This window comes from Fictibacillus sp. 5RED26 (assembly GCF_015903895.1).
Lineage (GTDB): Bacteria > Bacillota > Bacilli > Bacillales > Fictibacillaceae > Fictibacillus > Fictibacillus phosphorivorans.
On sequence record NZ_JACZDU010000005.1, the window covers coordinates 200,849 to 221,019 of the forward strand.

The 20,171-nt window shown below is 39.6% G+C and carries 27 protein-coding genes; 18 read left to right on the top strand and 9 right to left on the bottom strand.

Annotation, left to right across the window (positions count from 1 at the left end):
* The first annotated feature begins 47 nt into the window (after positions 1-47).
* Together treC and treR are read left to right on the top strand one after the other, a co-directional pair.
* A complete protein-coding gene (gene treC, locus IHV10_RS17825) occupies positions 48-1,736 on the top strand; it encodes an alpha,alpha-phosphotrehalase (RefSeq protein ID WP_197132624.1) in 1,689 nt (562 codons plus the stop codon).
* A gap of 26 nt (positions 1,737-1,762) precedes the next feature.
* Entirely contained in the window at positions 1,763-2,479 is a 717-nt protein-coding gene (treR, locus tag IHV10_RS17830) for a trehalose operon repressor (RefSeq protein ID WP_197132625.1), read from the top strand.
* A gap of 65 nt (positions 2,480-2,544) precedes the next feature.
* On the opposite strand, the gene IHV10_RS17835 is transcribed toward treR, so the two are convergent.
* A complete protein-coding gene (locus tag IHV10_RS17835; protein WP_197132627.1) occupies positions 2,545-2,712 on the bottom strand; it encodes a hypothetical protein in 168 nt (55 codons plus the stop codon).
* A 39-nt stretch (positions 2,713-2,751) separates the two neighbouring features.
* Positions 2,752-3,222 (bottom strand): NUDIX domain-containing protein, encoded by a 471-nt coding sequence (locus IHV10_RS17840; RefSeq protein ID WP_197132628.1) that lies wholly within the window; start codon positions 3,220-3,222, stop codon positions 2,752-2,754.
* A gap of 158 nt (positions 3,223-3,380) precedes the next feature.
* Between IHV10_RS17840 and nhaC the strand changes: the two genes are divergently transcribed.
* The 3 genes from nhaC (at position 3,381) to IHV10_RS17855 (ending at position 6,330) form a co-directional block, all read left to right on the top strand.
* On the top strand, positions 3,381-4,781 hold the full coding sequence (nhaC, locus tag IHV10_RS17845; RefSeq protein WP_197132629.1) for a Na+/H+ antiporter NhaC: 1,401 nt from the start codon (positions 3,381-3,383) through the stop codon (positions 4,779-4,781).
* Between the two features lie 106 nt (positions 4,782-4,887).
* Positions 4,888-5,421 (top strand): helix-turn-helix domain-containing protein, encoded by a 534-nt coding sequence (locus IHV10_RS17850; protein WP_197132630.1) that lies wholly within the window; start codon positions 4,888-4,890, stop codon positions 5,419-5,421.
* A gap of 123 nt (positions 5,422-5,544) precedes the next feature.
* On the top strand, positions 5,545-6,330 hold the full coding sequence (locus tag IHV10_RS17855) for a phosphatidylserine decarboxylase (RefSeq protein ID WP_197132631.1): 786 nt from the start codon (positions 5,545-5,547) through the stop codon (positions 6,328-6,330).
* A 429-nt stretch (positions 6,331-6,759) separates the two neighbouring features.
* Here the strand turns inward: IHV10_RS17855 and IHV10_RS17860 are convergent, their stop codons facing one another.
* Genes IHV10_RS17860 through IHV10_RS17870 form a run of 3 tightly spaced genes read right to left on the bottom strand, consistent with a single transcriptional unit; the run spans position 6,760 to position 10,343 of the window.
* Positions 6,760-8,661 carry a PTS fructose transporter subunit IIABC gene (locus IHV10_RS17860; RefSeq protein WP_197132632.1) on the bottom strand — a complete coding sequence of 634 codons (1,902 nt, stop codon included), beginning with the start codon at positions 8,659-8,661 and terminating at the stop codon, positions 6,760-6,762.
* A 15-nt stretch (positions 8,662-8,676) separates the two neighbouring features.
* Entirely contained in the window at positions 8,677-9,594 is a 918-nt protein-coding gene (gene pfkB, locus IHV10_RS17865) for a 1-phosphofructokinase (RefSeq protein ID WP_197132634.1), read from the bottom strand.
* The gene (locus tag IHV10_RS17870; protein WP_197132636.1) at positions 9,591-10,343 is read right to left on the bottom strand and encodes a DeoR/GlpR family DNA-binding transcription regulator; all 753 of its coding nucleotides are present in this window, start codon (positions 10,341-10,343) and stop codon (positions 9,591-9,593) included. Before IHV10_RS17870 ends, pfkB begins: the two co-directional genes overlap by 4 nt.
* Positions 10,344-10,506: 163 nt before the next feature.
* Here IHV10_RS17870 and IHV10_RS17875 point away from each other — a divergent pair, with 163 nt between their 5' ends.
* Together IHV10_RS17875 and IHV10_RS17880 are read left to right on the top strand one after the other, a co-directional pair.
* Positions 10,507-11,334, top strand: a complete 828-nt coding sequence (locus IHV10_RS17875) for an aminoglycoside N(3)-acetyltransferase (protein ID WP_370629676.1) — start codon at positions 10,507-10,509, stop codon at positions 11,332-11,334.
* Between the two features lie 56 nt (positions 11,335-11,390).
* Positions 11,391-11,774: a YggT family protein gene (locus IHV10_RS17880; protein WP_197132642.1), complete on the top strand. Its 384-nt coding sequence runs from the start codon at positions 11,391-11,393 to the stop codon at positions 11,772-11,774.
* Between the two features lie 325 nt (positions 11,775-12,099).
* On the opposite strand, the gene IHV10_RS17885 is transcribed toward IHV10_RS17880, so the two are convergent.
* Entirely contained in the window at positions 12,100-12,441 is a 342-nt protein-coding gene (locus IHV10_RS17885) for a DsrE family protein (RefSeq protein WP_197132644.1), read from the bottom strand.
* 119 nt (positions 12,442-12,560) lie between these two features.
* On the opposite strand from IHV10_RS17885, the gene IHV10_RS17890 reads away from it, so the two are divergent.
* Complete coding sequence (locus tag IHV10_RS17890) at positions 12,561-13,304, top strand: AIM24 family protein (RefSeq protein WP_197132649.1); 744 nt, start codon at positions 12,561-12,563, stop codon at positions 13,302-13,304.
* Positions 13,305-13,437: 133 nt separating this feature from the next.
* Here the strand turns inward: IHV10_RS17890 and IHV10_RS17895 are convergent, their stop codons facing one another.
* Positions 13,438-13,980: an Hsp20/alpha crystallin family protein gene (locus tag IHV10_RS17895; RefSeq protein ID WP_197132652.1), complete on the bottom strand. Its 543-nt coding sequence runs from the start codon at positions 13,978-13,980 to the stop codon at positions 13,438-13,440.
* Between the two features lie 11 nt (positions 13,981-13,991).
* Positions 13,992-14,210: a spore germination protein gene (locus tag IHV10_RS17900; protein WP_066391061.1), complete on the bottom strand. Its 219-nt coding sequence runs from the start codon at positions 14,208-14,210 to the stop codon at positions 13,992-13,994.
* 161 nt (positions 14,211-14,371) lie between these two features.
* Between IHV10_RS17900 and IHV10_RS17905 the strand changes: the two genes are divergently transcribed.
* From IHV10_RS17905 to abc-f, 7 genes are all read left to right on the top strand, one after another.
* Positions 14,372-14,593 (top strand): spore germination protein, encoded by a 222-nt coding sequence (locus IHV10_RS17905; RefSeq protein WP_066391062.1) that lies wholly within the window; start codon positions 14,372-14,374, stop codon positions 14,591-14,593.
* A 55-nt stretch (positions 14,594-14,648) separates the two neighbouring features.
* Positions 14,649-15,275 (top strand): spore germination protein GerPC, encoded by a 627-nt coding sequence (gerPC, locus tag IHV10_RS17910; protein WP_197132655.1) that lies wholly within the window; start codon positions 14,649-14,651, stop codon positions 15,273-15,275.
* Positions 15,250-15,420: a spore gernimation protein GerPD gene (locus tag IHV10_RS17915; protein ID WP_370568727.1), complete on the top strand. Its 171-nt coding sequence runs from the start codon at positions 15,250-15,252 to the stop codon at positions 15,418-15,420. Before gerPC ends, IHV10_RS17915 begins: the two co-directional genes overlap by 26 nt.
* A gap of 10 nt (positions 15,421-15,430) precedes the next feature.
* Positions 15,431-15,826, top strand: coding sequence for a spore germination protein GerPE (locus IHV10_RS17920; RefSeq protein ID WP_197132658.1), 396 nt, complete (start codon positions 15,431-15,433; stop codon positions 15,824-15,826).
* The gene (locus IHV10_RS17925) at positions 15,823-16,023 is read left to right on the top strand and encodes a spore germination protein GerPB (RefSeq protein ID WP_197132661.1); all 201 of its coding nucleotides are present in this window, start codon (positions 15,823-15,825) and stop codon (positions 16,021-16,023) included. Before IHV10_RS17920 ends, IHV10_RS17925 begins: the two co-directional genes overlap by 4 nt.
* A 12-nt stretch (positions 16,024-16,035) precedes the next feature.
* Positions 16,036-16,482, top strand: coding sequence for an Hsp20/alpha crystallin family protein (locus tag IHV10_RS17930; RefSeq protein WP_197132664.1), 447 nt, complete (start codon positions 16,036-16,038; stop codon positions 16,480-16,482).
* A gap of 269 nt (positions 16,483-16,751) precedes the next feature.
* Positions 16,752-18,389, top strand: a complete 1,638-nt coding sequence (gene abc-f, locus IHV10_RS17935) for a ribosomal protection-like ABC-F family protein (protein ID WP_197132667.1) — start codon at positions 16,752-16,754, stop codon at positions 18,387-18,389.
* Between the two features lie 27 nt (positions 18,390-18,416).
* On the opposite strand, the gene IHV10_RS17940 is transcribed toward abc-f, so the two are convergent.
* Complete coding sequence (locus IHV10_RS17940) at positions 18,417-18,599, bottom strand: hypothetical protein (RefSeq protein ID WP_197132670.1); 183 nt, start codon at positions 18,597-18,599, stop codon at positions 18,417-18,419.
* 143 nt (positions 18,600-18,742) lie between these two features.
* Between IHV10_RS17940 and IHV10_RS17945 the strand changes: the two genes are divergently transcribed.
* From IHV10_RS17945 to IHV10_RS17955, 3 genes are all read left to right on the top strand, one after another.
* Positions 18,743-19,186 (top strand): DUF6376 family protein, encoded by a 444-nt coding sequence (locus IHV10_RS17945; protein ID WP_197132673.1) that lies wholly within the window; start codon positions 18,743-18,745, stop codon positions 19,184-19,186.
* A 102-nt stretch (positions 19,187-19,288) separates the two neighbouring features.
* Positions 19,289-19,441, top strand: coding sequence for a hypothetical protein (locus IHV10_RS17950; RefSeq protein WP_191754565.1), 153 nt, complete (start codon positions 19,289-19,291; stop codon positions 19,439-19,441).
* 63 nt (positions 19,442-19,504) lie between these two features.
* A complete protein-coding gene (locus IHV10_RS17955) occupies positions 19,505-20,152 on the top strand; it encodes a hypothetical protein (RefSeq protein WP_197132676.1) in 648 nt (215 codons plus the stop codon).
* The last annotated feature ends 19 nt before the right edge of the window (positions 20,153-20,171 follow it).

Below are 20,171 nucleotides of genomic sequence, written 5' to 3' on the forward strand. Positions count from 1 at the left end.
TTATTTCCGGTTGTTTTCATTACTAAAACATATATGGCGGTGAAAGTATGAAGAAGGAACCATGGTGGAAGCGATCTGTTGTGTATCAGATCTACCCAAAGAGCTTTAACGATACGACAGGAAACGGAACAGGAGATATCGACGGAATCATTGAGAAGTTAGATTATCTAAAAGAATTAGGAGTAGACGTATTATGGCTAACTCCGATCTATGACTCTCCTCAACGAGACAACGGCTATGACATTCGAGACTATTATAAAATCTTTGAAGATTATGGGACGATGGAAGACTTTGATCGTCTGCTTCAAGAGGCACATCAAAGAGATTTGAAGATCATTATGGATATCGTAGTGAACCATACAAGTACAGAGCATGAATGGTTTCAACAATCACGCTCATCAAAAGACAATCCTTACCGTGACTTTTATATTTGGAAAGATTCTGTTGAAGGTGGAGAACCATCTAATTGGATTTCAAAATTTGGTGGATCGGCTTGGAAGCTTGATGAGGAAACAGGTCAATACTATCTCCACTTATTCGATGTGACACAAGCGGATTTGAACTGGGAAAACACAGAAGTTCGTCAAAGAGTCTATGAGATGATGAACTATTGGTTTGAAAAAGGCGTGGATGGCTTCCGCTTAGATGTAATCAACCTTATTTCAAAAAACCAAGATTTCCCTAACGATGATGGCTCCATAGCACCAGGAGATGGACGGAGATTCTACACAGATGGCCCTCGCGTGCATGAATACATGCAAGAGATGAACAAGGAAGTGTTCTCAAAATATGATGTCCTCACAGTAGGTGAGATGTCATCCACAACGATAGATAACTGCATCAAGTATACGAATCCTGACCGAAACGAATTAAGCATGACATTCAACTTTCATCATTTAAAGGTAGATTATCCGAATGGTGAGAAATGGAGTATAGCTGATTTTGATTTTCTTAAATTAAAAGAAATTCTTTCGACATGGCAAGTTGAGATGCATAAAGGCGGTGGGTGGAACGCGTTATTCTGGTGCAACCACGATCAGCCACGAATCGTTTCACGTTACGGTGATGATGGTGAATACCGTGTACAATCAGCCAAGATGCTTGCGACTGCGATTCATATGATGCAAGGAACGCCTTATATCTATCAAGGTGAAGAGTTCGGGATGACAAACCCTAAATTCACGAAGATCGATCAGTATCGTGATGTTGAGTCGTTAAACATGTTTAACCTATTAAAAGAAGAAGGCAATAGTGAAGAAGAAGTACTAGAGATTCTTAAACATAAATCACGTGATAATTCTCGTACTCCTGTTCAATGGAATGATAGTGAAAATGCTGGGTTCACGACAGGAGAACCTTGGATACCGGTTGCGTCTAGCTATAATGAAATCAATGCCGAAGCAGCTGTAAATGATGAGAACTCTATTTTCTATCATTATCAGAAGCTCAATCATTTAAGGAAAGAACTAGATATAGTAACATACGGGGATTATGAGTTAATCCTAGAGAATCATCCTGATATTTTTGCGTATGTTCGTAACGCAGAGAATGGTGAAAAACTTCTTGTCGTGAATAACTTCTATCGTAAGAGCACAGATTTTGAATTGCCAAAATCCATTGATCTTACAGGTCTATCTGCGGAAGTGTTGATCAGTAACTATGAAGGAACACACAAAGATCTTTCTTCATTTTCATTACGGCCGTACGAATCTATCGTTTTTCACTTGAAAAAATAATGCTACACTAATTATGGTGAATAATGATGAGAAAAAATAAATTTCAAGAAATCTATCAGGAAATATCTGATCAAATTCAAGAGGGTGTCTTAAAAGCCAATACTCAGCTTCCCTCCGAGCACGATCTAGCAGACCAATATGAAACATCGAGGGAAACTGTAAGAAAGGCACTAAATCTTTTATCACAAAATGGCTTTATACAAAAAATCCGTGGTAGAGGATCAATCGTTCTAGAAACAAATAAGTTTAGCTTTCCTGTTTCAGGATTGGTAAGTTTTCAAGAGTTGTCAGAGTCCATGGGGAAAAACAGTGTAACGACTGTTCATGAATTTGACTTGATAGAGCCTGATGCGTTTCTTCAGCAGCAGCTTCAAACAGAGTCTGAAGAGCTAACATGGAAAGTCATTCGATCACGACAGCTTGATGGAGAGCGCATCATTTTGGACAAGGATTACTTCTTGAAAAAATACGTACCCAAGCTCACGAAAGAAATTGCTGAACAGTCCATTTACGCTTATTTAGAGCATGAGTTGGGACTGAAAATCAGTTTTGCAAAAAAGGAAATTGTCGTCGTAGATTGTACAGAAGAAGATAAGAAATTGTTGGATCTTGGTACTTTCGAGCATATTGTCGTTGTAAAAAACTATGTGTACCTGGAAGATGCGAGTCTGTTTCAATACACAGAATCTCGCCATCGCCTAGATCGCTTCCGATTTGTCGATTTTGCGAGGCGGGGAAGATGAATGATAGCAGGAGAATCACACAAAAAACCGCAGAGAAATTAAAATCCTCTGCGGTTTTTTTGTGACTAAAATCCATTAGGACCATCACCGCTATTCCAATGACTGCCAACTTCACCTTGTCGTACACGAGGATCAACGTTATTGGTATGTTTATCATTTCTTTTCTTTCTTCTATAATCTATGATAAATGCTAATGCTAAAATTCCGATGATGAATAGTAGCAACCACCACAAAGTAATACCCCCTTTTATTAAAGTGATTTTACCTTAGAATTAATTTATATCGCCAACATAAGTAGGTCCGTTGTATTTTGAAAAGCTCTTTTCCTGAATCAATGGAATGATTTCATGGGGATAATAATTATACTCTAAGAGCCGGTCGATCGGCAGCCACTTGATGGCTAATTGAGTAGAATCTGGAGAAAGCGGCTGAAAACGTGATGGAACCTTTTCTAAGAAAGCTTCAAAGATATGTTCTACAATATGTATTCGGTCCTCCTCTTTTTGATTCACGACGTGATTTTTGCTAATGAATTCCCGAACCCACAACAATGGACCAACTTCTACTTTTACACCTAGTTCTTCTAAGCATTCTCGAATCACAGCGTCTGATAAAGATTCATTAAAATCCTGTCCACCACCTGGTATAACATATTTTGCTTCATATTCGTTTCCTTTTTTAATCGTTAAGACATGATGATCATGAATGATTAATGCTTTCACTGAACTTCTAATTCTGTTCATATTGTCAGGCCTCCGTAAATATGTCTTCTTTAATTTACCATGTCTGTAATGTTGACAGCATCTGTAAAGTTCGTTAGTATTATAACAGTTACCAACACGCTTCAACGCGTAAAAGCGTTTAAGTAAATAAGCGTAAGAAGATGAACGGAGAGATTTTCATGAAAAAACAAATGAAGCTACCGGTGGCTCTTGGATTATTCACAATGATTTTTGCTGTGATGTTCACGAGTCTCGTGTATATAAAAGTTGAACCACATATACCATTGTTAGCCTGCTTGATCTTATTGGGAGCAGTAGGCGTTGTCTTTGGCGCACCATGGAAGACGATAGAAAAAGGAATATTGAACGGAATCATTGCCGGTTTGCAGCCGATCATGATTCTGTTAACAGTAGGACTTGTTATAGCAAGTTGGATGTTAAGTGGAACAGTGCCTACGTTACTGTTTTATGGGATGGATATCATTCAGCCTGAATGGTTTGCAGTAAGTGCGCTCATCATTACTGTTATTGTTTCGTCTTTTACTGGAAGTTCGTTTACAACCGTTGGTACGGTTGGTGTAGCCTTAATGGGTATTAGTCACGTGCTTGGAGTGAACCCAGCATTAGCTGCAGGAGCTATTGTCTCCGGAGCATGTTTCGGAGACAAGATGTCACCACTGTCTGATTCAACAAACTTTGCACCAGGAGTCGTTGGGGTAAATATGTTTGAGCACATTCGACACATGATGTGGACAACGGTTCCGGCATTCATTCTGACTGCTATTGCCTTTTTCATACTTGGTGGAAGTGGAGGCAACGCGAATCTTCAAGAAATCAAAGAAATACAATCTGTACTTTCGAGCGAATTCCCAATCCATCTTTTAACTTTGATATCACCAGTCGTTGTACTGGTTTTGGCATTTCGTAAATTGCCTATCATACCTATTCTTTTAGCTGGGGTAACGGTGTCGATCATCGTTGGATTTTTCTTAGTACCAGACCTGACGCTACAAAAAGTGATCAATGTTATGCAGAATGGTTTACAAACACAGACTGGTAATGAAACAGTAGATACCATCGTAAACAAAGGTGGATTAATGTCTATGATGTGGTCGATCTCACTTGTACTAATTGCATTAGGTTTAGGTGGTGTGATTCAAGCGTTAGGAATGTTTGATCTATTGTTTGGAGCTGTGAAAAACACGACTCAAAAAGCAAGCAAGTTAATCGCGACTACCCTAGCTTCTTCAGTAGGAATCAATTTACTTGCAGGAGAGATGTACCTTTCCATCCTGTTACCGGGACAGGCATTAAAAGATGCATACATTAAGTCCGGCGTCCCGTTAAAAAACTTATCTAGAACGGTAGAAGATGGAGGAACACTTGTAAATCCACTCGTTCCTTGGAGTGTGAGTGGTGCATTCTTTGCATCAACATTAGGTGTATCAGTTATAGAATACATTCCATATGCATTATTCTTATGGCTGTCTCCAATGTTTACATTATTACTCGCTTATACAGGTTGGAGTATCGGACAAAAAAAAACTAATCAAATAGATAATGATCATACAGCAGCATAACAAATAATGAGAAGCATCTTGAGGGATGCTTCTTTTTCATTGACAATAAAGAGGTTTATTATTATCATTATCGATAACAATAATAAAAAAAGGATGATTCTGTATCATGCAAAGCAAAGCAGATTTTATCTTACATCCTGTTCGAATGAAAATTATACAGCAGCTTTCTAAAGGTCCTGCTACCGTAATGGAATTAAAAGAATGGGTGTCTGAAGTTCCTCAAGCGACGTTATACAGACATTTAAATCTACTTAGTAAAAATGAGATCATATATGTTGTTGAAGAAAGAAAAGTACGAGGTGCGGTCGAGCGTACGTATGCTCTGGACCAGAATTCAGCATATATATCTGCTGAAGAAGCTGCTAACTTATCAAAAGAAGAACATATGAAAATGTTTATGACGTTTGTATCCAATGTTACGGGCGAAGTGGAAGCTTATTTAAACGGCAATACAAATCTTAAAACAGACATTTTTGGATATAACCAGTTGGATCTTTATTTAAATGATGAAGAGTGGGAAGAACTTAATCAGGGAATGCAGGAACTAATCGGCAAATATGTGCCAAACAGACCTTCGAAGCATAATAAAAGGGTTAAGCTCGTTCAGATGTTGGTACCTGAGCCTAAAAAGAGTATGTAAGAAGATGAAACGCTGATATATTTAGCAGTATGCATTATACTGTATTCATATCAAAAAATACCAAATGAATACCGTTATTAATAATGATAACATTCCATAAAATTAAAAGTTAGGTGATAGAGCATGAACATGACTAGATTTTACAGAAATTTATTTGAACTGAATGGCCACCCAGTCGTGGCACGTTCATTAAAAAAATTCGCACAATCAAAAGCAAGCAAACCTTTCATTCCTTCATTCGTGAAACTATATAAAATAAACATTAACGAAGCCACTCGTGAGCTAAAAGAGTATCATTCTCTTCATGATGTTTTTATCCGTGATTTAAAAGCTGATGCTCGTCCAGTTCCAACAGATGCTCATGCATTTGTAAGTCCTTGTGATGCTGTGTTATCAGTAGTAGATCATCTTACTGAAGAGAGCCGTTTTACTGTAAAGGGACAGGAATATACGGTGGCTGAGTTATTAGGTTCTGAATCAGAAGCAAAGAAATACAGTGGGGGACAAGTATTTGTTTTCTATTTAAGTCCTACGGATTACCATCAAGTCCATGTACCTGTGGATGCTGAAGTTGAGTCCGTATACACACTAGGAAGAGAAGCTGCCCCGGTCAACGAGCTTGGATTACGTCATGGACTACGACCGTTAACACGGAATTACAGATTAGTTACTAGAATGAATGCAGGTGGTCAACCTCTTGCACATGTTATGGTCGGTGCTTTGAATGTAAATACGATTGAACGTACGAATTATGAGCCTGCTGTAAAAAGAGGAGATTCATTTGGGTACTTTTCATTCGGCTCTACCGTAGTATTATGTATTCCACAAGGTGCTTTGAAGTTTACAGGGAAAAAAGGAAAAGTTAAGATGGGTGAGCTTCTTGGTGAATGGATTCCGAGAGAGGTTTAAAATAAAATCTTTGCTCTTGCGAGTAGTTTGATTTCCGCTCCAGGTTGCTCGCTTTCCATGGGGCGACCGGTGAGCCTCCTGCCTAGTTGCAGTGACTAGCCCCTCGAGGTCAAAAGTTAAACGGTCAAGAAGGCAAAGTGCGCCTTCCTAGCCCATTCACCTTTTGCTTGTCGGGGCTGAACGAGCCACTTCCACTTTTCGGTCTGACCGCTCGTCCCATAGGAGTCTCGCACCTTGCGCTACAATCAACTTGCATATGAATAGAAAAACATAAAAACAACCTTTTGCTAAACCTCTACTTGATAACGGAACGGTTTTAGGATGAGTATATTGATTTAGTTAATAAAACATCACATAAGAAAAAGGATAAAACTTCTCGTCATGGCGAGTTAGTTTTATCCTTTTTCTGTTTCAATTTTCCCCCTCACATCACGCTGCGAGTTCTTTTTTGTCTTCTTGAACTTCTTTTTTTAGAATACCCGCGATAAAAGCGGTAACGATTGAACCGATCAGAATCGCTAATACATATAACAACGGATTTCCGTTTACGATTGGGATAACGAACGCGCCTCCATGTGGAGCGGGAAGTCCGATGCCGAATACCATAGACAATGCACCAGCTACAGCGGATCCTATAACGGCGGCCGGGATTACACGACCAGGATCGGCAGCGGCGAATGGTATAGCACCTTCTGTAATAAAAGAAGCTCCCATAATGTAATTTGTTTTCCCTGCTTCTCGCTCTGCTTTTGTATATTTCTTTTTAAACAATGTTGTTGATAGTGCGAGACCAAGTGGTGGCACCATACCACCAGCCATAATGGCTGCATGTGGGGCAAAGTTACCTGCATCGATCATCGCGATACCGAATGTGAATGCCGCTTTATTGATAGGTCCCCCCATATCGACAGCCATCATTCCGCCTAGAATTAAACCTAAGAATACAAGATTTCCGGTTCCCATCCCTTTTAACCACAACGTTAATGCGTCGTTCAATGCTTTCACGGGTTCAATCACAATGAACATCATGATCAGACCGGTGAGAAGGATACCGAATAAAGGATAAAGAAGAACAGGTTTGATTCCTTCTAGTGATTGAGGCAAGCTGCTAAACAACTTTTTTAATCCAAGAACTAAATATCCTGCTAAGAAACCAGCGATCAGCCCGCCAAGGAAACCAGCTCCGCCTGTTGCGGCCATAAATCCTCCGACCATACCAGGCGCAAATCCTGGACGATCTGCGATACTCATCGCAATAAAACCTGCTAATACAGGAATCATTAAAGCAAACGCGTTACCGCCACCTATCGTGCTCAGTGCTTCAGCGATCGGATGATAAGAAGGATCTTTAGGATCAGCTGCGTTAATGCCGAAAATAAACGAGATCGCGATTAAGATTCCTCCACCAACAACGAAGGGAAGCATGTTGGAGACACCGCTCATCAAGTGTTTATAAAAACCAGATCTTCCTCCTGGTGAAGCAGCTTTCTTATTATCAACACCCTTGGTTTCTCCGTTACTTTTATAAACGGGTGCATCTTGATCTAACGCTTGCTGAATGAGCTGTTGAGGCTTTCGAATTCCTTGAGCAACTGGGACTTGAATTACGTGCTTGCCGTTGAAACGCTCCATCTCAACTTGTTTGTCTGCAGCGACAATAATCGCATGAGCTTCATCAATATCTTCTTTCGTAAGTGCGTTTTTAATTCCGCTCGAACCATTTGTTTCTACTTTTAAGTAGACGTCCATTTCCTTCGCTTTTGCTTTTAGCGCATCAGCGGCCATATACGTATGAGCAATTCCTGTAGGACAGGCTGTAACGGCTAGTATTTTTTGTTTTGATGAAGAAGAGGTCGGAGCATCTTCTTTCTCCATCTCTTTTTCTTTAGCATCAATCGCATCTAAGATCTCTTTTTCTGTTGTAGCAGATTGGAGTTTCGATCTGAAATTAGGGTCCATCAAAAAGCTTGAGAGTCTAGAGAGTGTTGCTAAATGGTCATTGTTAGCGCCTTCATATGCAGCAATCATAAAAAACAGATGCGCGTTTTGACCATCCAAAGATTCATAATCGATGCCGTCTGTTGAACGGCCGAAAGCGATAGCAGGCTCGCTTACAGCATTTGTTTTTGCATGAGGTATGGCGATTCCTTCACCAATACCTGTTGTACTTTGGCTTTCTCTGGCTAAGATTGCTTCTTTATATCCTTTTTTATCACTTAGTTTTCCAGCTGTATGCAGTTTCTCAATTAATTCATCGATTACTGCTTCTTTGGATTGAGACTGTAAGTTTAATAAGATTGTATCTTTTGTTAATAAATCCGTGATTTTCATCATCATTCCTCCTCGTTATCGTGTTACTTCTTCTATAACGATCTGTTTGCGTAACGATTCTACCTGTTCTAGCGTGCACAAGTCTTCTGAAAAAGCAGTGGCACTTCCTGCAGCGACTCCGTATTGAAACGCGGTTGAGAGGTCACGCTCTTGGATGATCTGAGATAGGAATCCTGCTACAACCGAATCACCAGCACCTACTGAATTTTTAACGGTTCCAACGGGTACGTTTGATATTAGGACAGTATCTTTGTTAAGAAAGATTGCGCCATCTCCAGCCATAGAAACGATGACATTCTGTACACCAGCTTCTAACAGCTTTTTGCCGTAAAAAATAGCATCTTCTTTACTGTTAACGTTTGTTTGAAAAAGTTCTCCCAGTTCATGGTGGTTTGGTTTGATTAAAAAGGGCTGAAACGATAACGTCTTCCGCAGTGCTTCTCCAGCCGTATCAATGACCGCGTGAATGCCTTGGTCTTTACACTTTTTTGCGATCTCTGCATAAAAATCCTCTGAGATCGATGGTGGAATGCTTCCAGCAAGAAGGAGGAAATCACCTTCGCTCATGTGGTCGATCTTTTGAAGTAAATCATGTTGTTTTTCTATAGAGATAGAAGGTCCAAGACCATTAATCTCTGTTTCCTTATGAGACTTGAGCTTCACATTAATTCTCGTAACTTCTGAAACATTTATAAAATCATGAAGAATTTGCTCTTCTGTTAAAAAGTCTTTTAAAAAAGCACCAGTAAAGCCACCGGTGTATCCAAGTGCAGTACTGTCTATTCCAAGATGCTTTAGGACGCGTGAAACGTTGATGCCTTTTCCACCGGGGTATACAAATGTGTCTGATGTGCGGTTTAAATGTCCTTCTTTAAAATCTTCCACTCGAGCTATATAATCGATGGATGGATTGAGTGTGCAAGTATAAATCATGGTGTCACAACCCTTATCTCTGTCTTGTCTTGAAAGTCATAGATGACGTCATCATCAATTTCGTTCGTAATAATAATAGCCTCACTTAAGTCTGCTACTTTTGAGAACGAAGTCTCATGAAACTTCGTATGATCAGCTAATATGAATGCTTTTTGTGAAAGAGAGATTGCTAAACCTTTTACTGCGGCCTCTTCCGGATCTGGCGTAGTGAAGCCTGCCTCCATATGAATGCCGTTCATCCCAAGAAACACCTTGTCAAATCGATAGGAACTCAAACTCTTAATCGCACTGCTCCCAACCAGTGCTTTCGTTTTAGACTTTACGAGTCCACCTATCAAGTACGTCTTAATCTCGTGCTCACTTAACGCATCGAGGTGTGAGATGGCATTCGTTACAACCGTAATCTCTCTATCCTTTAGATGAGGAATCATCTTTAGTGTTGTCGTACCTGCATCGAGATAGATACAATCTCCAGTCTCAACTAAGTCGCATGCATACTGTGCAATTTTTTGTTTTTCTACAGCGTTTCTCTCGGATTTTTCATAAACGCTCAATTCCTCACTTTTTTGGTGAGTAAGTGATGCTCCCCCATGTACGCGTTTTAATTTCTTTTCTTTCTGCAACTGACTTAAATCTCTGCGTATCGTAGACTCAGAGGACGCTGTTGCTTCTACGAGTTCTTGTATGGTTACTACTGACTTTTCGCCTAAAACTTCAATAATCTTACGATGTCTTTCAGGTGTAAGCATCCTGACACCTCCAAATGTTCTTTATCTTTGACATCATTTTAACGTAAGCCCTTACATTTTTCAATCATAAACAATCAAAAATAATCAAAATCAGCCATAGCCAAAGTATTCCATTTCTTTTGGTATAATGAGGGTACATAAAAAGCTGAAGGTTGTGAGAAGTGTGAGTAGTATAGAATTACATACAGATTATCCAAAAACGAGGGTGACTTTAGCAGAGGATCTTAGATTATTAGGATTAAAAAAAGGAATGACTGTTATCGTTCACTCTAGCTTGAAGTCGCTAGGTTGGGTTGTAGGAGGACCTGTTGCAGTTGTGCAAGCGTTAATGGACGTTATTACAGAAGAAGGAACATTGGTTATGCCTACACACACGGCTCATTATTCTGATCCGGCAGGGTGGCTGAATCCACCAGTTCCAAAGGATTGGTGGCCAACAATCATAGAAGAGATGCCTGCGTTTGATCCAGCTGTAACACCGACCTATTTTATGGGAGCGATTGTAGAAGCATTTCGCACGTTTCCGGGTGTCTTAAGAAGCAATCATCCAACAGAATCTTTTGCTGCATGGGGCAAAAATAAAGAAACGATCATAAACGATCATTCAGTTGATTTCGGTTTAGGCGAACAGTCACCTCTTGGAAGAGTTTACGAACTTCAAGGTCATATTCTTTTATTAGGTGTAGACTATGATTCGAATACCTCCATGCACTTAGCAGAACATCGCGTACCGTCACCCAAAACAGAACAAAATGCTAGCCCGTTTTTTAGCGATGGAAAAAGAGTTTGGAAGTCGTTCACTCAGATTTCTTATCGAGAAGAATTGTTTGAAGAGATTGGAGAGGTTTACGAGCAAAATAGTTATCCAGTCAAGAAAGGAAAAGTTGGGATGGCTGATTGTCGACTGATTCCACAGAAAGAACTCGTAGACTTTACGGAGAATTGGCTAAGCCAGTATGACCAAAGTAATAAACCGATTGAGCATGCTTAATGTTGTGAAAAGAAGGGTATGTTTAGTAGCAAATCCAATGAAATGAGGGAATTGCGATGAGGCGTTCCGTTCCAGCCACAATTATTTCATTCATAGTCGGTATCATTCAGCTTATCTTAATTTTACGTTTTATTTTCCAGCTGTTTAATGCAAATGAAGGAGCAGCTTTCGCACAGCTAATATACGGTCTGAGCCAACCGCTTCTATTACCATTTGCAGCGATTTTTCCAAACGTCGAACTAGCCAATGGATTTCTGATCGAATTGTCTACGATTGTTGCAATCATTGTGTATGGCGTAGTGGGCATGCTGCTAAAAAGGCTTTTCTCAGTAAGAAAAGCAGATCACGTTCATCGTGAAACGGTGATTAGAGAAGAACCCGTTATCCGAGACGAGGCAACGACTAGAGAAAAGAGAATCATACGAGAAGAAAAAAGATAGAACTAAAAAAGCGTACACCGGCAAATTAGGTGTACGCTTTTTTATGTCACATTAATTAGAAGAAAAACGAAGATGGGAAGTAGATAATCTTCTTTTTTGTTCGAGGATTGTTGCCCTTAAATTTTTTTCTTCACTTCATTGCAAGTTGATTGGAGTGGAAGGTGCGAGACTCCTGCGGGACAGGTGGGCAGGTGAGACATTTAGTGGCGCAAAGCGGCAAGTGGCTCACCGCCTGCCCCGCGGAAAGCGAGCAACCTGGAGCGGAAATCAACCACATTCAATCCCAACATCGAGTGCGTAAAAAATACCTTGAATCACTTATATATTATGCAATCGTAATCACTTCATATGTAGCAGAAAGCTCTACAAAGTGTGCCATTCCTGAAATTTCCCCAGCCGCAAGCTCATTTTCAACGTTATAGTGGTCAACACATGTCTTGCAGGCGAATACTTTAACACCTTTTTCTTCAATTTCCTTAAGATGCAGCGAACATAGAGACTGTTCTGTGAGACAATATACGCCGCGATTCATGAAAAAGATAGCAGCTGGAAGATCAGATTGCTGTTTTAAAACAGTAAAATACGTTTCCATTACATTTTCTCCAAGAGCAGGATCATTGCCAGTACCAAATGAGTCAGTTGTTACAAGAATGATTTTGTTTTGCACGTCTAATCACGCCTCTCTCTTATTCTTTTAGCAATAGTCATTATCTTTGTGTGAATTATACCACGCTTTGTTTAAACAAAGTCAGAGTTTGTTATGCTAGGAAGAGGAGGATGATGGTTATGAATGAATCTCTTTTTACCGTTATTGAAAAAGAAGAAGGACGTCGAGCGACATTTGAAGTCCTTGAATATAAGCAGTTGCCTGTAACAAGTGCAGGTTCAAGTTCCTCATATTATGCCAAAGAAACCGGGATATCGTTAAAACAAGTTCGTATCACATTGCGCCAAGGAGCTGTTCAAGCTGAGGCGGGAGCATTGCAGTTTATGAAAGGTGATCTAGGACTGAAAAGTAATGCAGGTGGAGTTGGAGGATTCATGAAGAAGATGGCTTCCAATATTTTAACGGAAGAATCTTTGTTTAAACCATTGTATGAAGGAACGGGAGAAATCTACTTAGAGCCGTCGTATGGTCACTATTTGTTGTTGAACTTAAATGACGAAGAAGTAGTTGCTGATCGCGGAATGTTTTATGCGGCAGAACCATCCGTTCAATTAGGTGTAGCCAGACAAAAACTAACTTCTTCTATAAAAGGAGAAGACGGGCTGTTTCAAACGAGATTAAGAGGCTCTGGCTTTTGCGTGCTTCAAAGTCCTGTTCCGCTTCAACAGATTATGAAGGTACAGCTTCATGATGAAAAACTTCAAGTGGATGGTAACTTTGCACTTTTAAGAAAAGGGGATATCGATTTTTCTGTTAAACGAGCTTCCTCTTCTATCATCGGTTCGGCGACAAGTGGAGAGGGTTACCTGCACGTTTTTGAAGGGACCGGCGAGGTGTGGATAGCACCGACACTAGGAAGATAAAAGAAAAAGCTGACATGAAAGGTTGAATGCCTCATCCTTTCGTATCAGCATTTTTTTTGTTGGGATCTAAAGCCTCAACACACATCAAGTCACAAGAAGTACATCTTGAAATGAGATCTAAAAGCTGCACCTACTATTCAAACTGCCCGTTGTCAGTTGTTTGATTCGTTGTGTTATTAGCGTTCATGCTGTTCTCAGCAACTGTACCGCTGGTCTCGTTTGAATTTACTTGTATGGGTACGGTCGGATTCATCACTTCTCCGCCATTTTTGTTAACGGAAATGGTTAAGATCCCATTCGTATATTGAGCGTTTACATCTTCGTTTCTAAACATAAAAGGCAATTGTACGAACCGCTCCGTTCGTTTCATGGACTTTCTTTGTTGAAAATGTCCTGTTCTTTTATTTTTTGTGGATCGGATTTCTTCTCGTTGTGCCTTTATTTGAAGTCCTTGATTGAGGATTTCAATCTGAAGATCTTCTGGGTTATAGTCTTTTAGATTTGCACGAATCTTGTAGTCGTCCGCTGTTTCTTCTGTATCCACTTCAAAAGACATCTGGTCTGCAAATTTCTCAAACTGAGTGAGTCCTTTGTTGACATATTGGTCAAAAGATTTTAGCCAGTCATCCATAGAACGGTTATTAAAAAAAGGCATGATTGGACCTTTGCCTAACATCCTTATACCCCCTAAGCATTGCCGGCATTATTTGAATCAAAGATATCAGGATCTAATGTGTTTGTTGCGTTAACCACATTGGTTGTTTGTATAAAATTCCCTGTGTTTCCTCCGCCAGAGCCGTTGTATCCTTTGCCTGTTGATTTGGGATTGATGACGAGGGTATCGCCAAAATTCACAACCCCTTCTGCCGCATTAATATTGATAGGAGCTACAATTAAACAGGGCACTTTTAGCACCTCCCTTTGTCTAAGAAATAACGATTGTGACGTCGTCCTTTACAGATAAGTTATGTAGGTAGAAGCCTAATGGTGAATGGGAAGGTTTAGGCACAAAAGATTGGGCGGATGCATATTATGTGAGAAGTACTTGAAAGTGGGGATGAACGTATATGCCAGCAATTGTGGGATCTGTATCAGTAAACTCCATATCGAGCGGCAGCGTTTTTCATGTAGGAGACGTCCAGACCATATGCCCAGTAAGTTATGCGAAAACGTATGCCGGGGCAGGATCGTTCAATACAGGGGATAATCTTCGTCTAGAGAACGGCTATAATGTTACGTTTACGCAAGACCCTGATGTAAATGATAGTAACGCAGCAGCAAATTTTTAAACAACAAGCAAATTCCTTAGGTAGAAGGCATACATCTAACTAAGGAGCTGATTGTATGAATGAAGAGAGCAACTATTACTTGAGCAAGCTTCAACAGATGATTCTCGATCAGAATGATAAGATAAGAGACTTAGAAGACCAGATAAAAGCATTAAAGAAACAAGTGAGCGATCTATCGTCCCAACCTCAAAATGTAGAATATAAGTTTGATCAGTTAAAGATAGAAAAACTCGAAGGCACTCTGCACATTGGACTTGGGCATTCAGATGATAGCAAAGACTTGATCGAACAGTTCAATATTGGTCAGAATACACTTCAGATGCCAGGAAAGATGGAACGAAGTACGATTGAAAATCCAAACTACCGTGAGATGATTCAAGTGATGGATGGTTTTTTTGAGAAAGAAGCTCCTGTCTATTTAAAATCACTTGAAAGTAAAATGAATATTCCTTTAGATGAACCTTATCGAATCTTCATATTAGAAGATGTTCAGCGACAAGTTCCAGGAAGAATCAAGCACTATCTGACTAAATATGAGCCTAAGGATGAGCGGGGAAGAAGAGATATCATTCAAAAAACAAAAGAGGACATCTATCGTGGAATCGAAACTTTTATCGTGCATTTGAGAGATTCTAAGTCTACTGGAGGGGATGAAAGTGAAATTTTGCGTAACCAATCATGAGTTGTTTGTGGGAGAGATTAACATCATCGGCGTGGGGCTGTCATCGGTCGTATTAATCGGAGATACAGATTGTATCAGCTTGGGTTCTGCCTTTGACACACCTCCTGAATCATTGGTTTTAGGTACATCACTCGTTCCCCTATAAGAGGTGCACTATGTATCGAACATCTGTCGTAGACTGTGTCATCCTAAATTCACTTGCTAATTCAGGTGTCCTACAAACAGGAGATACTGACAAGATCAATAGTTTTTCTGCAGCTCTTGCTATCCAGAGAGAAAGTACAAAGTTTGGAACCTTCAATGTTCCATACAGCAAATACAAAGTTTTTTCACAGCCGGTATTAGTTCCAGTTTGTCCGGTGTATAAGATTAAACAAACGTATCATGCGAACCCATATATCAGAGTTGGAAAAATAGATATTCTTGGGGTGTCCAGTTCATCGATCCTTCATATCGGATCAGTCCATGATATAAAGCTTCAATCTCGTGTTAAGCATGTTCGTAATTTCTTAACTAATCCTAATCCGGAAAGTGAGGAGGAGGAATCATGAACCTTTTTGTTAGTCAGACGATCGTTATTCAGCAGATAAGAGTGGATGGCATACAAAACTCATCTGTGCTCCAAATAGGAAGCGCCGGGGTTATACAGCCGATATCGCAATTATTTAACACAGGCGGTTTTACAGGTCCTGCCCCTCAGATTCCGGATCCAGATACTCCTTCTGTTCCTTTAGGGCCGCCTTCATAAGAGGTGATTGAATTGGACACTTGGAAACAAATGATGGACTGGAAAAGGATGGCCGAAGAATACTTTGGTGATCAGTTCTTTACGCCGAATCAGAATCAAAGGTCGAATGCTAATCAAAATAACGAAAGTCCGCTTTGTAACATCTATGACACACCACAGGAAATATGCTGTGTGTTGGCACTTCCCGGTTTGAATCGCACAGAGGATGTTGAAGTGATGGTCGACCCGTTTAAGCTGACCGTACAAGGCAAGTTATCATTGACGCTAGATTCCTATCACTTAAGTTCAGAGGAATTTCAACTTGGTACTTTTAATCGAGAGATTCATTTACCTGAAAAAGTTCTTCAGGAGCCTGTTCAAGCTTTTTATCGAAAAGGGTTGTTGTTTATTCGGTTATTAAAAGATACACGACCTGGAGCTAATCAACGAAAGGTCAATCTGAACTGGGTGCAGGAGTAGTGAGTGTAAGCTTGACGAACAGCTATGAGCTCGCTTACAATTTAGGAAAACAACGGAAGGAACAGGTGTATACGTCCAATGCGCAATTAATCTGATTTTAGCCATTTACTTAAATAAAAAGTAGAACGCTAGATAGGATTTCTCTGCCCATTTTTAGGACTTCATTACAGGCCTGTTTTTTGTTTGCAAAAAAACACACTACTACGTTTTTTTTGTGATATCTATTTTGGCTTGGGCAGACCTCTCTAGTTAATAGGGGAGGTTTTTTTATGCTTTTATTAGAAGCAAAGCATCTAGAAAAATCGTATGATGGAAAATTAATTTTAAAGCAAACAGAACCGCTACAACTTTTTGCTAACGACCGAGTGGGTTTAGTTGGTTTGAACGGTACTGGAAAGTCAACGTTTCTCAAATTACTGGCAGAAACGGAGGAAAGAGATGCTGGAACCGTCCAGCATTACGGAACCCTAGCGATCGTGAGTCAATTTGAACAAGGAGAGCAAAGTATTACTTCAAAAAGTGAGGCAGCATGGAATCTGCAGGGCAAAAGTTATGACACGATGAGTGGTGGTGAAAGAACGCGTACTCAAATTGCTGCTGCCCTAGAACAAAATCCAGATATCCTCATCTTAGATGAACCTACTTCTCATCTCGATGTTGAAGGAATGGATCAGCTCGCAGAAGTTCTTCAACATTTTAAAGGAGCGCTATTACTCGTCTCTCATGACCGGGTATTTTTAGATATGGTATGTACAAAGATAATTGATTTGGATCAACAAACATTCACAACGTACCCTGGCAACTATTCAGATTATCTGATCCAAAAAGATCAGCAGCTAAAGAGAAAGCATTTTGAATATGAACAATATGTAAAAGAAAAAACAAGGCTAGAGAAAACGGCTATTGAAAAAGCGGTTAAAGCGAAAGACATGAAGAACAAACCATCACGCATGTCTTATAGTGAAGCAAAGTTAGGAAAAGGAAAACTTCAAAATGCAAAGCGTTCACTTGAGAAAAAATCAAAAGTAATCGAAAAAAGAATTGAAATGCTCGATAAGAAAGAAAAGCCAAAGAAACAGCGAAATGTTGAATTCGATATACAGCGATTCTCTAGAGTTCATGGTAAGCAAGTGTTAGCAGTTAAAGATCTCACTCTAGGATTTAATGGGAAGCAGCTGATTAAAAATCTTACGTTCTCTGTAAAACCGGGGATGAAGATCGTTTTGACAGGCAAGAACGGAACCGGGAAATCCACCTTGCTTCAAGAAATCTATAACGGAAATGAAACGATCGTAAAGTCCAATCAGCTCAAAGTAGGCTACTTCCACCAGCATCTAAATATTTTAGATCCACTAAAAAGTATTCTTGAGAACGTGATGGAACATAGTCTTTACGATGAAACATGGGTGAGAACAGTCTTAGCTAGAATGTTGTTTAAACGTGAGGATGTTTTTAAACCAGTAGAAGTATTAAGTGGCGGCGAAAAGATGAAAACCGCTTTAGCGAAACTATTCTTGAGTGACTACAATGTATTGTTGTTAGATGAACCTTCCAATTACTTGGATTTGTTTACAAGAGAAGCGTTAGAAGAAGTCTTGGTAGCCTATCCCGGTACGTTCATCTTGGCCACACACGATAGACGTCTAATGGAAAAGACAGCTACACACATTTTAGAGCTAGAGCCACCAAAAGCATTTTGGTTCGAAGGAAATTATGCAGAGTATAATAAACGAAACGAAAATCAGAACGACGGTGATCAGGAGGATGCCGATAAGTTGCTCAAGCTGCAGTTTGAGATGACGGAACTGATCAGTCAGCTTTCCACATGTTTAGACGTAAGGGAAAAAGCAAATCTCGAACAGAGGTACAAAGAGGTTTTAAGCTTGATTAACAAGTTAAGGTCATAAAGAAAAGAGCCGTTCACATGAGCGGCTCTACTTGTTTTTATCTATTTTTACTGGTGGTTCTTCTTGCTCAGTTATTCCAGAATCATAGCCGATCTGATTCAAATCTTTTTTGTCAGCCACCGTACCACCGGCCATTCCTTCATTCATCATCCGGTCAACGTCTAGATATAAATCTTTTTTTCCTTCATTTTCTTTATCTTTTTTAGCCATGTTGATCAGCCTTTCTTTTTTGGACTAGTATTAGATTGTCCTATTTCGAAACTTATTTTCGGCAAACTCGTATAAAATAATTAGTGAAAAATCGAATACAAGAGATTCAAATATAGTAAACCCAAACGAAATGAGGAGATCATATGAAAAAAACACTATTGGCAGTTCTTTTATCATTCAGTGTTCTTACAGGTTGTTCAGCGGTGGAAGACGTAACGAACGGTATTAATTATGTACCAGAAGCAACTGAATACATTAACGATGTTCAACAATTTTCTAAAGAAATTCCTTCATTAGCTGAGAAAGCTGTCTCAGATCAGAATGCACGTGTTGAGTTAGAGAAGGCACTACAAGACATGAATACGACGATTGAAGAATTTAATGAACTATCCCCACCGTCTGTATTTGAAGATATTCATAATCAGGTGATGGAACAGAATCAAACGTTCCAAGATGGAATAGATAAATATTTAACTGCGGTAGAGAATGGAGAAATAACCCCTGATTTCTTGGAGAAGAGTGGTTTGCTAGAAGATGTGAAAGTGTACACTGACTTATTGAACGATATTAAGCAATTAGGCGAGTAATCCTTTTTCCTTACTTTTTCTCATTTATTTAAAATTTCATGTTACATTTCGACTAAATTCGGGAATATGACAATGAGATAATTGGTGAGGGTGGGTAAAAGAATGGATGACTATCATATCAAGATTGAAGATTATATGCAGCTATTGAAGAAAAGATACAAAAAAGGAAGGCTTCAGGCGAAACAATATCGAAAACGATTAGAGCTCATTCATCTCTGGCACATTCGAGGCGTGGTTAAAGTGCCAAAGGACTAACTTGAAAAATAACCAGTCTTTGACGATAAATGTATAAACACGACTAGTCTTGGCAGGTGCAACATGATTTTAATAAATAATACGTTCGAAAAAGCTAGGCATACAAAATATGATTACTTCTATCATATTGCGTTTGCCGTTCTTTTCTGTTTATACAGTTTCCTGATGCTTTTTTCCAGCAAACTGCTGGGTTTTTTGTTTTTTATTTATGGCTTACTCTTGTTAGGTCATACAGTTTGGAAGGGGATTCGCACGCTTTATTCCATTCCTTATATCTTGTTCGGACTAACCATACTTTTTTTTAGCAGATTGTTTTGGTTAGAGGCATTTTCCGTATTGCCTGTATTCTTTTATGAGATTTTTCAGATCGGATTTTTCCTTGGTATCGCCATTGGGATATGTTTACTTTATGGGCTAATGATTAAAGAAGCACCTCTAGCTAACAAACTTCAAACACACGGTGTTCATAGCATGTACTTTATTACAGGAAGCCTCTTACTTCCGTATACATGGATCTTTAGCTATGGAGCAGTCATGCAAGGAAATGATCGCAGCCTCATATGGGCATTGCTTATTCTCATCCTATGGGGGACATTATATTTCGTGCAGCTCGTTACTCATCGTAACAAAGTCATGCTAGCGGCATTATATGGAGTAAATCTAGGCATAGGATGCTGGACGATCTACAGATGGATAAACATACTGACGTAAGAAAAGAGAAGCCTTTTTG

Excerpts from the sequence above, each read along its gene's own strand:
- treC (WP_197132624.1), top strand. The coding sequence starts at position 48 with ATGAAGAAGGAACCATGGTGGAAGCGATCTGTTGTGTATCAGATCTAC.
- treR (WP_197132625.1), top strand. The coding sequence starts at position 1,763 with ATGAGAAAAAATAAATTTCAAGAAATCTATCAGGAAATATCTGATCAA.
- IHV10_RS17840 (WP_197132628.1), bottom strand. The coding sequence starts at position 3,222 with ATGAACAGAATTAGAAGTTCAGTGAAAGCATTAATCATTCATGATCAT.
- nhaC (WP_197132629.1), top strand. The coding sequence starts at position 3,381 with ATGAAAAAACAAATGAAGCTACCGGTGGCTCTTGGATTATTCACAATG.
- IHV10_RS17850 (WP_197132630.1), top strand. The coding sequence starts at position 4,888 with ATGCAAAGCAAAGCAGATTTTATCTTACATCCTGTTCGAATGAAAATT.
- IHV10_RS17855 (WP_197132631.1), top strand. The coding sequence starts at position 5,545 with ATGAACATGACTAGATTTTACAGAAATTTATTTGAACTGAATGGCCAC.
- IHV10_RS17860 (WP_197132632.1), bottom strand. The coding sequence starts at position 8,661 with ATGAAAATCACGGATTTATTAACAAAAGATACAATCTTATTAAACTTA.
- pfkB (WP_197132634.1), bottom strand. The coding sequence starts at position 9,594 with ATGATTTATACTTGCACACTCAATCCATCCATCGATTATATAGCTCGA.
- IHV10_RS17870 (WP_197132636.1), bottom strand. The coding sequence starts at position 10,343 with ATGCTTACACCTGAAAGACATCGTAAGATTATTGAAGTTTTAGGCGAA.
- IHV10_RS17880 (WP_197132642.1), top strand. The coding sequence starts at position 11,391 with ATGAGGCGTTCCGTTCCAGCCACAATTATTTCATTCATAGTCGGTATC.
- IHV10_RS17890 (WP_197132649.1), top strand. The coding sequence starts at position 12,561 with ATGAATGAATCTCTTTTTACCGTTATTGAAAAAGAAGAAGGACGTCGA.
- IHV10_RS17895 (WP_197132652.1), bottom strand. The coding sequence starts at position 13,980 with ATGTTAGGCAAAGGTCCAATCATGCCTTTTTTTAATAACCGTTCTATG.
- IHV10_RS17905 (WP_066391062.1), top strand. The coding sequence starts at position 14,372 with ATGCCAGCAATTGTGGGATCTGTATCAGTAAACTCCATATCGAGCGGC.
- gerPC (WP_197132655.1), top strand. The coding sequence starts at position 14,649 with ATGAATGAAGAGAGCAACTATTACTTGAGCAAGCTTCAACAGATGATT.
- IHV10_RS17920 (WP_197132658.1), top strand. The coding sequence starts at position 15,431 with ATGTATCGAACATCTGTCGTAGACTGTGTCATCCTAAATTCACTTGCT.
- IHV10_RS17925 (WP_197132661.1), top strand. The coding sequence starts at position 15,823 with ATGAACCTTTTTGTTAGTCAGACGATCGTTATTCAGCAGATAAGAGTG.
- abc-f (WP_197132667.1), top strand. The coding sequence starts at position 16,752 with ATGCTTTTATTAGAAGCAAAGCATCTAGAAAAATCGTATGATGGAAAA.
- IHV10_RS17940 (WP_197132670.1), bottom strand. The coding sequence starts at position 18,599 with ATGGCTAAAAAAGATAAAGAAAATGAAGGAAAAAAAGATTTATATCTA.
- IHV10_RS17945 (WP_197132673.1), top strand. The coding sequence starts at position 18,743 with ATGAAAAAAACACTATTGGCAGTTCTTTTATCATTCAGTGTTCTTACA.
- IHV10_RS17950 (WP_191754565.1), top strand. The coding sequence starts at position 19,289 with ATGGATGACTATCATATCAAGATTGAAGATTATATGCAGCTATTGAAG.
- IHV10_RS17955 (WP_197132676.1), top strand. The coding sequence starts at position 19,505 with ATGATTTTAATAAATAATACGTTCGAAAAAGCTAGGCATACAAAATAT.